At 60.2% G+C, this 14,525-nt stretch carries 11 protein-coding genes; 8 read left to right on the top strand and 3 right to left on the bottom strand.

Annotated features, from left to right (window positions below):
* A partial coding sequence (locus CUN63_RS21000; protein WP_129445126.1) for a retention module-containing protein occupies positions 1-1,571 on the bottom strand: 1,571 nt, incomplete at its 3' end.
* A 592-nt stretch (positions 1,572-2,163) separates the two neighbouring features.
* Here CUN63_RS21000 and CUN63_RS20995 point away from each other — a divergent pair.
* The 3 genes from CUN63_RS20995 (at position 2,164) to CUN63_RS20980 (ending at position 7,199) form a co-directional block, all read left to right on the top strand.
* Positions 2,164-3,522, top strand: a complete 1,359-nt coding sequence (locus tag CUN63_RS20995) for a TolC family outer membrane protein (protein WP_129442092.1) — start codon at positions 2,164-2,166, stop codon at positions 3,520-3,522.
* Between the two features lie 128 nt (positions 3,523-3,650).
* Positions 3,651-5,810: a type I secretion system permease/ATPase gene (locus CUN63_RS20985; RefSeq protein WP_129442090.1), complete on the top strand. Its 2,160-nt coding sequence runs from the start codon at positions 3,651-3,653 to the stop codon at positions 5,808-5,810.
* A 9-nt stretch (positions 5,811-5,819) separates the two neighbouring features.
* Positions 5,820-7,199, top strand: coding sequence for an HlyD family type I secretion periplasmic adaptor subunit (locus tag CUN63_RS20980; RefSeq protein ID WP_129442089.1), 1,380 nt, complete (start codon positions 5,820-5,822; stop codon positions 7,197-7,199).
* Between the two features lie 138 nt (positions 7,200-7,337).
* On the opposite strand, the gene CUN63_RS20975 is transcribed toward CUN63_RS20980, so the two are convergent.
* Both CUN63_RS20975 and CUN63_RS20970 read right to left on the bottom strand, forming a co-directional pair.
* Positions 7,338-7,934: a tRNA-uridine aminocarboxypropyltransferase gene (locus CUN63_RS20975; protein ID WP_129442087.1), complete on the bottom strand. Its 597-nt coding sequence runs from the start codon at positions 7,932-7,934 to the stop codon at positions 7,338-7,340.
* A 4-nt stretch (positions 7,935-7,938) separates the two neighbouring features.
* Positions 7,939-8,832 carry a LysR family transcriptional regulator gene (locus CUN63_RS20970; RefSeq protein WP_007945995.1) on the bottom strand — a complete coding sequence of 298 codons (894 nt, stop codon included), beginning with the start codon at positions 8,830-8,832 and terminating at the stop codon, positions 7,939-7,941.
* Positions 8,833-9,197: 365 nt separating this feature from the next.
* Between CUN63_RS20970 and speB the strand changes: the two genes are divergently transcribed.
* The 5 genes from speB to CUN63_RS20945 all read left to right on the top strand — a co-directional run bounded on the left by speB (position 9,198) and on the right by CUN63_RS20945 (position 14,493).
* Positions 9,198-10,148: an agmatinase gene (gene speB / locus CUN63_RS20965; protein ID WP_008153224.1), complete on the top strand. Its 951-nt coding sequence runs from the start codon at positions 9,198-9,200 to the stop codon at positions 10,146-10,148.
* Between the two features lie 9 nt (positions 10,149-10,157).
* The gene (locus tag CUN63_RS20960; protein WP_129442085.1) at positions 10,158-10,580 is read left to right on the top strand and encodes a nuclear transport factor 2 family protein; all 423 of its coding nucleotides are present in this window, start codon (positions 10,158-10,160) and stop codon (positions 10,578-10,580) included.
* A gap of 54 nt (positions 10,581-10,634) precedes the next feature.
* Positions 10,635-12,146, top strand: coding sequence for a cytosine permease (locus CUN63_RS20955; RefSeq protein WP_129442083.1), 1,512 nt, complete (start codon positions 10,635-10,637; stop codon positions 12,144-12,146).
* Positions 12,147-12,302: 156 nt separating this feature from the next.
* A complete protein-coding gene (locus CUN63_RS20950; RefSeq protein WP_129442081.1) occupies positions 12,303-13,682 on the top strand; it encodes a sodium:solute symporter in 1,380 nt (459 codons plus the stop codon).
* Between the two features lie 85 nt (positions 13,683-13,767).
* Positions 13,768-14,493, top strand: coding sequence for an MBL fold metallo-hydrolase (locus CUN63_RS20945; RefSeq protein ID WP_129442079.1), 726 nt, complete (start codon positions 13,768-13,770; stop codon positions 14,491-14,493).
* Positions 14,494-14,525: the final 32 nt, after the last annotated feature.

Raw genomic sequence — 14,525 nt, 5'->3', positions numbered from 1 at the left:
CGGTAACGGTGCCGGGCGCCAGATCCTGGCCATCTGCCGGGCGCCAGATCCTGGCCATCCTTGTTCAGGTCGAGGGCTTTTTCGTAGACGGTCACGTCGCTGTCACTGACCGCTCGGATGCAGCTGTTGATCACGTCGATGGTGATGGTGGTGGTGCTTTGGTCACCGTCGGCATCGCGCACGGTATAGGTGAACACGTCGGTCGCCCCGGGACCGCTCACGGCGTTCGGGTTGCTGTGGTACACGGCGTTGCCGTTGGCGTCCAGCGTCAGGTAACCGTAGGTGCCATTGATCTGAGTATTCAGGCCGCCAACGGCTGAGGTCGAGGTGTCTGAACCGGCACGCACGCCGACCACCGCGCCCCCTGCGGCGGGGCCATCGGCACCGGTGACATCGTTCCACAGCACGTTGCCGCTGACGATGCCGCCTTCGGCGACCGACGTCGTGTCGGCATGAGCGGTCGGCAGGTCATCGACGATGTTGACGTTGATTTGCCCGGTCGCCGTACTGCCGTCCGTATCGGTGGCGACGACGTCGAAATTCTCGGTGATGCTGTTGGCGCCGTCACCGGCCGGATGAGTTTCATTGTCGATGAGGGTGTAGCTGTAACTCACAACCCCCGTGGCCGGGTTGTAGCCGGTGACGGTCAGGGTGTTGCCCAACGGGGTGGTGATCGATTGCGGGAAGCCTGCGGCAACACCACCGCTGATCACGTTGATCCCTCCGATGCTCAGGCTGGTCAGCCCGTCAGGAGCAGACACGCTGAACGTGCCGGTCTTGGTCAGTGCCCCAGGGTTGGGGGCCGAACCGTCGGCCAGGTTGGCTTCATTGAGGGTCAGTTCGCCCCCTGCCACCGACAGGCCGGTAAGGGTCACCGGATTGTTCGGCACATCAGGAACAACCGGTGTTACAGGAACAACGCCTGAACCTCCTGATCCTCCTGATCCTTCTGAACCACCTGCACCACCTGCACCACTTGAACCACCTGCACCACCTGCACCACCTGCACCACCTGCACCACCTGCACCACCTGCACCATTGTCGCCGTTGTCGCCGTTGTCCGGGTTTCCGGCCAGCCGCTCCAGGGGAAACTCGGGAATGCCGTTGAAACCTGCGGTAGGAAAACCAATGGTCGGATCGACCCGCCCGCCCACCTCTTCAAGCATGACGAACGTGTGGCCGCCACCCAGTGCACCAGGTGCACCGGTCGAACCCGGTCCGGCCGCCGTGGCTTCAGCGGTCTGGGTCGGGTCGTCGCCGGCAACGATCGCTTTTTGCAGTTGCTCGACATCGGTCAGTTGCGCCTGAGTCGGCGTCACCGCTTCAGCGTTGTCTACATGGGGTGCCTGATGCGCAAGTAACTGGGGCGTCATCTCCATACTGCTGCCACGCCCAAGTGTCAGTTCCTGGCCATTCTGCAGATGAACCGCCACCGCGCCTTCGGCCCCGGTGACCAGTTGATCGCCGGCGAATAACCGGTCCCCCTCGACCAGCGCGCGTCGGGTGCCATCGCTCGCAACCGCGAACACCTGACCAATGACCTTACTGACAATACCGATGAGCGTAGCCATGTGCACTTCCTCCGCTGCCAACCGCTGTCGGCATCCTGTTTTTGCGAAGAACGTGCTCATGGCTCCAACGGGTTGCCTGGCGCAATCGCCTGCTGGCAGCGGTTACCTGAAGTAAGCCGCTGCCCTGGCGCCGTTCTCGCCAAGCGTGCCGCTCGCGGGCGACGTGTCTGCTGCGGGATAAAAACCCTCTGCAATCAATGGCATCGGGATCCACTTGCGCAACAAGTCACCCTTTGAGCGATGCGTAACGGTTTTGACCCACTAAGGTGACAAAAAACCGTCACCTCAAAACCGTCCGCTTCCCTCCCCTCCAGCACTTCCCCGCCCTATGTCGATATGTGATTTGGAACTTTCCTCAAGCCCCGCTGAGCGCCCTAACGCTCATAAATCAAGGGCTTTCGGAGTGAACAATGTGCTGGATTTTGCGGAGCGCATAAGTTTTTTTTGGCATAAGCCTTATGAAAAATTCTTCTATGGTTCTCTCCAGAATGTTCTTAGCTCTGTTGTTACAAGCATGAAACGGTTTTCACTATAAATATCGTCAAATATTTGGCGACTAATAAGCACCATTAGGAATCAGGGAGAGGCACCCATGCGCGTATTAACCCCCCTCTGCAGCGCAATTCTTCTGGCCATGGCCTGCACTTCTCAGGCTCAAGCCATGTCATTGACGGAGGCAATCCAGAGCACCATCGCGACCCACCCGGAGTTGGCGTCGCGTGTAGACAGCCGCCTCTCGGCCGATGAGCAAGTGAAAGTCGCCAAGGGAGGATTTTATCCATCGGTTGATCTGAATGCCGCCTACGGGCGCGGGTACAGCGATAACACCAGCACCCGGGCATTAGGCAATCACCACACCGAAATCCTGACCTACACCCAATCGGAATTGCGCCTGCGGCAGATGCTCTTCGATGGCTTCAATACCGCCAACGAAGTCCAGCGCACCAAAGGCGTGGTCAATTCCCGGGCCTATTACGCTCAGGGCACCGCTCAGGATCTGGCCCTGCGCACCATCGAGGTCTACCTCGAAGTGCTCAAGCGCCGCGAACTGGTGACCTTGGCCACGAACAATCTGCAAGCTCACATGCGGGTCAACGATCAGATCGGTCTGCGTACCCAGCGTGGTATCGGCAGCAACGCCGACTCCGACCAGTCAGTCGCTCGCCGGGCACTGGCGCAAAACAATCTCGATACCGCTGAAGTCGATCTGGCGGATGCCGAGTCGAACTTCTACGCCGTCGTGGGGCGTCTGCCCGATGAACTCGAAGCCCCGCCCTCGACTCGCGGCGAACTTCCCGCCACCCTGCAGGAAGCCCAGCAAAGCATGGTGGAAAACAACCCGTACCTGAAATCCGCTCAGGCCGATGTGCAATCGGCCGAGAGCCAGTACGAAGTTGCCAAATCGCCGTTCTACCCTCGCTTCGACGCCGAAGCCGCCGTGGGTGCGAACAACAACGTGCAGGGCGATGAAGGCCACGACAACGAATGGCGAGTCGGCGTGGTGATGAACTACAACCTGTTCCGCGGTGGCAGTGACAAGGCTCGCCTGGCCTCCGATGCGCACCAGATCAACCAGGCAATGGACATCCGCAACAATGCCCTGCGCCAACTCAACGAGAACATTCACCTGGCCTGGAACGCCATGGTCAACGCCAAGAAACAAACCCCGACTGCCCGCGAATACGCGGATACCAGCCGACGCGTGCGCGTGGCGTATCAGGACCAGTTCGGCCTCGGTCAACGCACCCTGCTCGACCTGCTGGACAGTGAAAACGAGCTCTACAACGCCAACCGCCGCTTCACCGAAGTGCGCTACACCGAGGAGTTCTCGATGTACCGCGTGTTGGCGAACATGGGTCAGTTGCTGAGCAAACAACGGGTGGTGTTGCCCGCCGATGCGATCGCCTCCACGGAAGTAAAAAACGAAGCCCGTTTGCCTGAACTGAGGTAACCCGGTAGGAGCTGCCGAAGGCTGCGATCTTTTGATCTTGATGTTTAAAAGCAAAGTCAAAAGATCGCAGCCTTCGGCAGCTCCTACAAGGATATGTGTCGATACCTATGCCAACTGGAGCGATCAATGTGACCAGCATGGAACCCGGTAACATCAGTGTCGATCCGCGCCTGAGCTTCGATGACCCGCTTCTGGACGGTCTGTTGATCCTCTGCGGACTTCACGGCGCGACGGTCAGCCGCGCCAGCCTGAGTGCCGGGCTCCCCCTGAACAAGCAACGCTTGAGCCTGGACCTGCTGCCTCGCGCAGCGGCCCGGGCCAGTTTGCAGGCGCGATTGCTGCGCCGTGAACTGGCGGATATTTGCGCCCTCAACCTGCCTGTGATGCTGATCCTCAACAACGGTCGTACTGCCGTTCTACGACGCTTCGGCGATGACGGGCAGTTGCTGATTTTGCCGAGCGAATCCGACGGCGGTGAACAATGGGTCAGCACGGACGAACTGGCCGAGAATTACAGCGGCCAGGCCTTGTTCGCGCGGCCACGGCATGAACTCGAAGACTTGCGCTCACCGCTGGTGCCGCGGGTTGAGGCGTGGTTTCGCGACACTTTGAAGCTGTCGAAGTGGCTGTACAGCGATGCGATTCTGGCGAGTTCCTTGATCAACCTGCTGGGGATGATGGTGCCGCTGTTCGTGATGCAGACCTACGATCGGGTGGTGCCGAACCAGGCCACGTCGACGCTGTGGGTGCTGTCCATCGGCTTGCTGATCGGCACCGGGTTCGAACTGGTATTGCGGGTGGTCCGCGCGCACCTGCTGGACACCGCCGGGAAAAAAACCGACGTGATCCTTTCGGCCACGTTGTTCGAACGCATCACCGGCATGGCGATGAAAGCGCGGCCGGCAACCATCGGTGGTTTTGCCCAAAGCATTCACGACTTCCAGGGCTTGCGGGAATTCCTCACCGCCGTGACGCTGACGAGCCTGATCGACCTGCCCTTTGCCGTGCTGATGCTGGTGGTGATCGGCCTGCTCGGTGGCTGGCTGGTGGTGATTCCGTTACTGGCGTTTCCGATCACGATCATCTTCGCAATGGTGATTCAGGTGCGCCTGCGCGACACCGTACAGAAAAGCCTGACCCTGGGCGCCGAACGCCAGGCGCTGCTGATCGAAACCCTCGGCGGCCTGGAAACCCTCAAGGCCTGCAGCGCCGAAAGCGAACGTCAGCACAAATGGGAAAGCACCCACGGCGCCCTCACCCGCCTCGACAGCCATGCGCGCAACCTCTCGGCACTGGCCACCAACGGCACGCTGTTCATCCAGCAATTCTCCGGCATGGCGACCATCGTCGCCGGGGTCTACAGCATCATCGCCGGCAACCTCAGCGTGGGCGCGCTGGTGGCGACCTACATGCTCGGCAGCCGGGTGCTCGCGCCGCTGGGGCAGATTGCCGGTTTGATCACCCGCTACCAGCAAGCGCAACTGACCATGAAAAGCACCGATGCGCTGATGTCTTTGCCGCAGGAACGCGACGCCAAACAACGGCCGCTGGAACGCACGCAACTGCAAGGCGCGATAGACGTCAGTAGCGTGACGTTCCACTACAACGGCCAGAACGCTCCGGCCCTGGCCAACATCAGCTTCAGCGTGAAACCCGGCGAGCGGATCGGCATCATCGGCCGCAGCGGCTCGGGCAAAAGTACGTTGGCGCGGCTGGTGATGGGTTTCTACGCACCGGAAGAAGGCCAACTGCTGCTCGATGGCCTCGACCTGCGGCAACTGGACGTCGCCGACCTGCGCCAGCAAATCGGTTACGTCGCCCATGACCTGCCACTGTTGGCCGGCAGCCTGCGCGACAACCTGACCCTCGGCGCACGCTACATCAGCGATTCACGGATGCTCGAAGTCGCCGAACTGACCGGCGTCACCGAGCTGGCCCGTCAACATCCGCAAGGTTTCGACCGCCCAGTGGGTGAACGCGGACAACTGCTGTCCGGCGGGCAACGTCAAGCGGTGTTGCTGGCCCGCGCCTTGTTGCTGGATCCGCCGATCATGTTGCTCGACGAACCCACCAGCGCCATGGACAACAGCAGCGAAGACGTTCTGCGGCAAAAACTCCACCGCTGGGTCCAGGGCAAAACCCTGCTGCTGGTGACCCACCGCACCTCGATGCTCAGCCTGGTGGATCGCCTGGTGGTGCTGGACAACGGGCGGATCGTCGCCGACGGTCCGAAAGAAGTGGTCATCGATGCACTGCGCAAGGGCCGTGTCGGCTCTGCGGCTGTCTAGGAGCTAGCCATGGCCCGTTCATCATCCGACGCGTCGCGCTCTAATTCGAAGCCACGCGGATACTTTGGCAGTTTCAGCAAAAGCGCCGAAAGCGAATTCATGCCGGAAACCGCCGGCGCCTCGTTACAGGATTCCCCACGCTGGTCGCGGATCACCGTATGGCTGACGGCTGCGCTGATTATCACCGCGGTGGTCTGGGCCAAGTTTGCGGTGCTGCAGGAAGTGACCATGGGCGAAGGCAAGGCGATTCCGTCGAGCAAGGTTCAAGTGATCCAGAACCTGGAGGGCGGCATCGTCACTGAGATCTTCGTTCGCGAAGGGCAAATGGTGAACAAGGGCGACACCTTGCTGCGCCTCGATGACACTCGATTCCTGTCGAACAAGGGCGAAAGCGAAGCGGATCGTTATGCGTTGATCGCGCAGGTCGAACGGCTGTCGGCAGAAGCGGAAGGCAGGCCATTCAAGCTGTCCCCGGAAGTGATCGCCAAGGCGCCGCAAGTGGCTGAGGACGAACGCTCGCTGTACGAGCAACGGCAACGTCGACTGGCCAGCGAACAGCGCACCCTGAGTGAACAACTTCGGCAAAAAACCCAGGAACTGGCGGAGTTCCGCTCCAAACAGGGCCAATTCAGTTCAAGCCTGGCATTACTGCAACAAGAGATGAACATGTCCGCCCCGCTGGTAGGCACCGGGGCGGTTTCGCCGGTGGAAATCTTGCGACTCAAACGCAGCGCGGTGGAGATTCGCGGTTCATTGAACGCCACGACCCTGGCGATTCCTCGTGCGGAATCGGCGATCAATGAGATCAGAAGCAAGATTGATGAGTCCGAACAATCCTTCCGCTCCGACGCAGCGAAAGAGCTGAATGAAAAACGCACCGACCTGTCGAAAATCACGGCATCGAGCATTGCTATCGATGACCGCGTAACCCGCACCACGGTGGTGTCGCCGGTTCACGGGATTATCAAAGTACTGAAGGTCAACACCATCGGCGGCGTGGTCCAGCCGGGCAGCGACATGGTGGAAATTGTGCCGCTGGAAGACAACTTGCTGATCGAAGCCAAAGTCCGGCCGCAGGACGTGGCGTTTCTGCACCCGGGGCAGAAAGCGATGGTCAAGTTCAGTGCTTATGACTACACGATTTATGGAGGGTTGAGTGCGAAGCTGGAGTTGATTGGGGCGGACACGATTACGGATGACAAGGGCAACAGCTTCTACCTGATTCAGGTGAGGACGGATAAGAATCACCTGGGCGGGGATGTGAAACCGTTGCTGATCATTCCGGGGATGGTGGCGACGGTGGATATCATCACCGGGGAGAAAAGTGTGCTGGATTACTTGCTCAAACCGGTGCTTAAAGCCCGGACCGAGGCGATGCGCGAACGTTAGTCTCTGGCTGGGATTTTCTGTGATTGTTCTACCGTCTTCGCGAGCAAGCCCGCTCCCACATTCGACCGAGTTCCTCAGGAGAAATGCGATCAAATGTGGGAGCGGGCTTGCTCGCGAAGAGGCCCTGAATCACAACGACTATTTCGGCCCATGATTACGCTGAAAAACCGCCTCCCCCATCGCCGCAATTTGCCCCTCGATCAAGGCTTCGAACGGCCGTAGCAACGGTTCGAAAGTGGTCGGCGCTTCGAGGGTCTGCAACGCCTGAACAATCGCCTCCACCGTCGACAACGCGCCCGGCCCCGGAGCCTTGCGCAATCGATATCTCGACACCCCGCCCTGCGCCAACGTCACCCTCGGCAACGCTGCCAGCAGCGGGTTGAGGTGCAGCATCTTGCGCGCCTTGCGCCAGGTGCCGTCCGGGACGACCAGCAATAATGGTTGATCAGTTGCCGTGTAAGCCTGCAACGGCTGCGCATCATCGGCAGGAAACAGCAGCCGCGCCTGATAACCCGGCTGATTCAACAATGCCGGCAAATCTTCGAACACCTCGCCCACAATCAACTCGGCATTCCGCAACCCCAACGCCGCCAAACGTGCGGTGTTCAGCGCATGGTTCACTTCGCTGGGATGTTGCAGCAGCAACACCCGGGTGCGGCTGTCGAGGTTCGGAATCAGTGGGCACAGACAATGGGTTTGTGGGCGCAGGCAGCGCGGACATTGGATTCTGGACATTTTTTCAAGCCTGATTCAGTTGTGCTTTAAGCAAATCGCGAAAGGTCTGGATCAGCGGCTCGCGGCTGCGGCCACGACGCACGATCATCGAGAACGGCGCCTGATAGCCGAAGGTCGCCGGCAGCAGCACCCGCAAATCGCCCTTGTCAGCCCAAGCCTGGGCGTAGTGCTCCGGCAGGTAACCGATGTAGGCACCGGACAGCACTAGAATCAGCTGCGCCTCCATACTTTCCACCGTCGCCGCGCTGTGTTTGAAACCGTGGCGTGCCAGTTCCGCCTGGCTCCAGTAGCCGCGGCCAACCATGCGCTGCTGAGTGATGACTTGCTCGGGAATGCGCCGCTCGGTGAACAGTGGATGACGACTGCTGCAATACAACCAGTGTTGTTCGCGGTACAGCGGCATGTAGACCAGACCGCTCATGCGCGTGGAGAACGCGCCGATGGCCAGGTCGAGACGGTTATCCTGCACGCCGAGTTGCAGTTCGTAAGGGCTCATCACCGAGAGGTGCAAATGCACGGCCGGGTGTTCCTGGCTGTAAGCGCCAATGGCTTCGGCGAAGGGCAAGGCCTTGTCGCTGACAGTGGAGTCGATGACACCGAGGTTCAAGGTGCCGCGCAGTTCGCCCTTGAGCGCCGCGGCGTATTGCTCGAAGCCTTCGAGTTCGCCGAGCAGACGCAAGGTTTCCTGATGGAACAGTTCGCCTTTGCTGGTCAGGCTGAAACCACCACGACCGCGATGGCAGAGCACCAGACCGAGGGCGGCTTCGAGCTGGCTCATGTAAGTGCTGATGGCCGAGGTCGAGAGGTTGAGTTCCTGCTGGGCGTTGGCAAACCCCTGATGGCGAACCACGCTGACGAAGATGCGCAACAGTTTCAGGTCGGGTAATGCGTTGGCCATGGGGTTCTCCAGCAAAAACACACGTAGACGATGAGACCTGTAGCAGCTGTCGAGCAGCGCGAGGCAGCGTTCGGCTGCGAAGCAGTCGTGAAATCAGGCGACGCGGTGTTTCAGGAAAACCTCGCGCTTAGGTTTTACGACTGCTGCGCAGCCGAACGCAGCCTCGCAGGCTCGGCAGCTGCTACATAAGACATTGCGAGTCTATCGCCGTCATTGGCATTAGTTTAGAAAAATCTGAACTAAGTATTTGCCCGTAGCGATTCTTCCCGGCCACTACATTTCGCAGAATTGCCCCACAGCGGTGCCTGCGTCTCTCCGACCTGCGCAACCGACATAAATAAAACAACGACGATGAGGCCTTACCCGTGGACAAGATTCTTCACCAACCACTGGGCGGCAATGAAATGCCGCGCTTCGGCGGCATCGCCACCATGATGCGACTGCCCCATGTGCCAACCGCTGCCGGTCTGGATGCTGCCTTCGTTGGCGTCCCTCTGGACATCGGTACTTCCCTGCGCCCAGGCACCCGTTTCGGGCCTCGCGAAATCCGCGCTGAATCGGTGATGATCCGCCCGTACAACATGGCTACCGGCGCTGCACCGTTCGACTCGCTGTCGGTTGCCGACATCGGTGACGTGGCGATCAACACGTTCAACCTGCTGGACGCGGTACGGATCATCGAAGAGTCCTACCACAAAATCCTCGAACACAATGTGATCCCCCTGACCCTGGGCGGCGACCACACCATCACCCTGCCCATCCTGCGTGCGATCCATAAGAAGCACGGCAAGGTCGGCCTGGTGCACATCGACGCTCACGCCGATGTGAACGACCACATGTTCGGCGAGAAAATCGCCCACGGCACCACCTTCCGTCGCGCTGTCGAAGAAGGCCTTCTGGATCCGGACCGCGTGGTGCAAATCGGTCTGCGCGCTCAGGGCTACACCGCTGACGACTTCAACTGGAGCCGTAATCAGGGCTTCCGTGTGGTTCAGGCCGAAGAGTGCTGGCACAAATCCCTGGCACCGCTGATGGCCGAAGTTCGCGAGAAAGTCGGCGGCGGTCCGGTGTACCTGAGTTTCGACATCGACGGTATCGATCCAGCGTGGGCGCCAGGTACCGGCACCCCGGAAATCGGTGGTCTGACGACCATTCAGGCGATTGAAATCGTTCGCGGCTGCCAAGGCCTCGACCTGGTCGGTTGCGATCTGGTAGAAGTCTCGCCCGCTTACGACACCACCGGCAACACCTCGCTGCTGGCCGCCAACCTGCTGTACGAAATGCTCTGCGTACTGCCTGGCGTAGTCCACCGCTGAGGATTGGTCGTGAACGAACGTGATCAGGTACTCCAGGCCGCTGCCGATCTGGTAGCCGCCTTCGCCCGTAATGATCGCGAAGCCTATTTCGGTGCGTTCAGCACCGACGCCAGCTTCGTGTTCTACACCCTCGAACAGCCCCTGCTGTCGCGCGATGCCTATCAGGCGTTGTGGGACACCTGGCGCTCGGAGGATGGCTTCGAGGTGCTTTCGTGCACCTCGAGCAACGCCTTCGTCAGCCTGCAGGGCGACGTGGCGATTTTCATCCATGACGTGGCCACCGAGCTGCGCATGCAAGGGGAGCAACACTTCAGCCAGGAGCGCGAGACGATTGTTTTCAAGAAACAAGCGTCTGGCCAAGAACAACAAGGCCTATGGCTGGCCTGCCACGAACATTTGTCCGCGATGCCGGAAGGGCTGCCAACCCCTTAGCCAAACAGGTGACGCTCACACACGATGAGCGCGCCTTTATGATCGGAGCTGATCATGAATAACAACAACAAAGACCAAAGCCTTACGCACATCGAAACCTACGGGGTCGAACAGATCCCGGACAGCGAACGCACCGCAGGCCCGACGGATTTGTTCCGGATGATCTTTGGGGGTTCCAACACCTTTGCCACCGCCGTGCTCGGCAGTTTCCCGGTACTGTTCGGCCTGTCTTTTCAGGCGGGCGTCTGGGCGATTGTGCTCGGTGTGTTGCTGGGCTCGCTGATCCTTGCGCCAATGGGCCTGTTCGGGCCTATCAATGGCACCAACAACGCCGTGTCTTCCGGTGCGCACTTCGGCGTGCACGGGCGGATCGTCGGTTCGTTTCTGTCGCTGTTGACCGCCATCGCCTTCTTCTCGCTCTCGGTGTGGAGTTCGGGTGATGCGCTGATCGGTGGCGCCAAACGCCTGATCGGTCTTCCGGAAACCGACCTGACCCTGGGTCTGGCCTACGGTCTGTTCGCGATCCTGGTGCTGACCGTTTGCATCTACGGCTTCCGCTTCCTGCTGTGGGTCAACAAGATCGCAGTGTGGAGCGCCAGTCTGTTGTTCCTGCTGGGTATCTTCGCCTTCGTCGGTCCGTTCGATGTGAACTACGCCGGCACCGTCAGCATGGGTCAACCGGGTTTCTGGGCCGCCTTCATCGGCGCGGCGCTGGTGGCGATGAGCAACCCGATTTCCTTCGGCGCGTTCCTCGGTGACTGGTCGCGTTACATCCCGCGTGACACCTCCAAGCGTCGGATCATGGCGGCGGTGGTGATCTCGCAGATCGCGACCTTCATCCCGTTCCTGTTCGGCCTCGCCACTGCCACCATCGTAGCGATCAAGGCGCCGGACTACATCGCCGCCAACAACTACGTCGGCGGCCTGCTGGCCGTTTCGCCGAGCTGGTTCTTCCTGCCGGTGTGCCTGATCGCGGTGATCGGCGGCATGTCCACCGGCACCACCTCGCTCTATGGCACCGGGCTGGACATGTCCAGCGTGTTCCCTCGTGTGCTGTCGCGGGTCAAAGCAACGTTGCTGATCGGCGTGATGTCGATTGCCTTCATCTTCATCGGGCGCTTTGCCGCGAACCTGGTGCAGAGCGTGTCGACCTTCGCCGTGTTGATCATCACCTGCACCACCCCGTGGATGGTGATCATGATCATCGGTCTGCTGGTGCGTCGCGGCTTCTACTGCCCGGATGACCTGCAAGTGTTCACCCGCGGCGAGAAAGGTGGCCGTTACTGGTTCACCCATGGCTGGAACTGGCGTGGGCTGGGTGCCTGGATCCCGAGCGCTGCGGTGGGCTTGTGCTTTGTGAACCTGCCTGGGCAGTTCGTGGGTCCGCTCGGTGAACTGGCCGGCGGCATCGACATCAGCTTGCCGGTCACCCTTGGCCTGGCGTCGCTGGTGTACCTGGCGCTGTTGAGCCTGTTCCCGGAATCGGCCGCGGTGTTCGGTCCAAACGATGCACGGAGCAAGGGTACGGATTCGCTCGCTAAACCGGCGGTGCGACAAGTCGCCTGATTCAACACATTACCTGTGTGGGAGCGGGCTTGCTCGCGAAGACGGCGGCACATCCAACATTGATGTGACTGACAGACCGCTTTCGCGAGCAAGCCCGCTCCCACTAGGAATTGATTTCAGCCTCACCATAAAAAAGACAATCGGAGACACGCCATCATGGCATTGGATTTATTCGTCGTACTCATCTACGCCGCCGCGATGCTGATACTCGGCTACTACGGCATGCGCAAGGCCAAGACCAACGAAGACTTTTTGGTCGCCGGTCGTAACCTCGGCCCGAGCCTGTACATGGGCACCATGGCCGCCACCGTTCTGGGCGGCGCGTCCACCGTCGGCACCGTGCGGCTGGGCTACGTCCATGGCATCTCCGGTTTCTGGCTCTGTGCGGCCCTCGGTTGCGGGATCGTGGCACTGAACCTGTTCCTCGCCAAACCGCTGCTGAAACTGAAGATCTACACCGTTACCCAGGTATTGGAAAAACGCTACAACCCGATGGCCCGCTCCGCGAGCGCGGTGATCATGCTGGCGTATGCGCTGATGATCGGCGTGGTCTCGATCCTGGCCATTGGCACCGTGCTGCAAGTGCTGTTCGACCTGCCGTTCTGGCTGTCGGTATTGGTCGGCGGTGGCGTGGTGGTGATTTACTCGGCGATCGGCGGCATGTGGTCCCTGACCCTGACCGACATCGTCCAGTTCGTGATCAAGACCGTGGGCCTGATGTTCATCCTGTTGCCAATCTGCATGTACCGCGTCGGCGGCTGGGATGAGTTGGTGTTGAAACTGCCGGCCACCGCCTTCAGCTTCACCACGATTGGCTGGGACACCATCATCACCTACTTCATGATCTACTTCTTCGGGATCCTGATCGGTCAGGATATCTGGCAGCGTGTGTTCACCGTCAAGAGCGCCAAAGTGGCCCAGGTCGCCGGTACATTCGCAGGCTTCTACTGCATCCTTTACGGACTGGCCTGTGCCCTGATCGGCATGGCCGCACATGTGCTGATCCCGGACCTGGACAACGTCAACAACGCCTTCGCCGCCATCGTAAAACTGTCCCTGCCGGACGGTATCCGTGGTCTGGTGATCGCCGCTGCCCTGGCCGCCATGATGTCCACCGCCAGCGCCGGCCTGCTCGCCGCTGCCACCACCCTGACCGAAGACCTGCTGCCGAAATTGCGTGGCGGTAAACAGTCGAGCCTAGGCATCAACCGCCTGTTCACCCTGTTGACCGGCATCGTTGTACTCGGCATCGCTCTGGTCGTGAATGACGTGATCAGCGCCCTGACCCTGGCGTACAACCTGCTGGTGGGCGGCATGCTGATCCCGTTGATCGGTGCGATTTTCTGGAAACGCGCAAACACCGCCGGCGCTATCGCCAGCATGGGCATGGGCTTCGCCACGGCGCTGGTGTTCATGTTCAAAGACGGTCTGGATGCCAACACCCCGATCTACTACAGCCTCGGCGTTGGTCTGGTGAGCTTCGTGCTGGTCAGCCTGATGTCCCGTCGCCCGGTAATGGTGGCTAACGCCGCCTAAGCTGAACATAACGACTTGATGCTTTCTTCGACGGGTGTGGCGTCGGTTGCCACACCCGTTTTTTTTCGTCTGGAGAAAACCTTTGATGAAGATTGTTTCTCGCGATCAGTGGTTCGAGGTCAAACAGCTCAGTGACGGCATTCGCCTGATTCACGAGCCTTACATCCACCCCTTCTATCGCTGCAACCTCTGGCACATCCAGGGTCGCGACAAGGACTTGCTGCTGGACAGCGGTTCCGGGCTGGTCAGCCTGCGCGAGCAACTGCCGTGGATCACCGAGCGGCCGCTGGTGGCCGTGGCCAGTCATTGCCATTTCGACCACATCGCCGGGCATCACGAATTCCCTGAACGGTTGGTGCATCCGGCTGAAGCGCAGATCCTCGCGTCACCGGACGGCGAGAACACACTGAGCACGGCGTTTGTCGGTGACGAGATGTTCGAGGCTCACCCGGATTGCCCGTTGTGCTACGCCGAGTATCAGGTCAAAGCCGCGCCGGCCACGGGCCTGATCGAAGAAGGTGACGTGCTGGATCTGGGCAATCGCGTGTTGCAAGTGCTGCACACGCCGGGGCATTCACCAGGCGGCATCAGCCTGTACGAAGCGGCGACCGAGACGCTGTTCAGCGGCGACATCATCTACGACGGGCCGCTGATCGAAGACGCCTACCATTCCAACCTCGACGACTATGCCCGCAGCCTGAAGCGTTTGCGCGAGTTACCGATCCGCACGGTGCATGGCGGGCATTTCGGGAGTTTTTCCGGGGAACATTTGCACACGATGATTGACGAGTGGCAGCGCTTGCACGCCTGAAGCCTGCTGTACTCAGCCCAGGGATAACAACA

It is taken from the genome of Pseudomonas sp. ACM7, assembly GCF_004136015.1.
GTDB classification, from domain to species: Bacteria; Pseudomonadota; Gammaproteobacteria; order Pseudomonadales; family Pseudomonadaceae; genus Aquipseudomonas; species Aquipseudomonas frigoris.
Note: the sequence above shows the minus strand (reverse complement) of the source record. Positions and strands in the feature narration are given on the sequence as shown.

Excerpts from the sequence above, each read along its gene's own strand:
- CUN63_RS20995 (WP_129442092.1), top strand. The coding sequence starts at position 2,164 with ATGCGCGTATTAACCCCCCTCTGCAGCGCAATTCTTCTGGCCATGGCC.
- CUN63_RS20980 (WP_129442089.1), top strand. The coding sequence starts at position 5,820 with ATGGCCCGTTCATCATCCGACGCGTCGCGCTCTAATTCGAAGCCACGC.
- CUN63_RS20975 (WP_129442087.1), bottom strand. The coding sequence starts at position 7,934 with ATGTCCAGAATCCAATGTCCGCGCTGCCTGCGCCCACAAACCCATTGT.
- CUN63_RS20970 (WP_007945995.1), bottom strand. The coding sequence starts at position 8,832 with ATGGCCAACGCATTACCCGACCTGAAACTGTTGCGCATCTTCGTCAGC.
- CUN63_RS20955 (WP_129442083.1), top strand. The coding sequence starts at position 10,635 with ATGAATAACAACAACAAAGACCAAAGCCTTACGCACATCGAAACCTAC.
- CUN63_RS20950 (WP_129442081.1), top strand. The coding sequence starts at position 12,303 with ATGGCATTGGATTTATTCGTCGTACTCATCTACGCCGCCGCGATGCTG.
- CUN63_RS20945 (WP_129442079.1), top strand. The coding sequence starts at position 13,768 with ATGAAGATTGTTTCTCGCGATCAGTGGTTCGAGGTCAAACAGCTCAGT.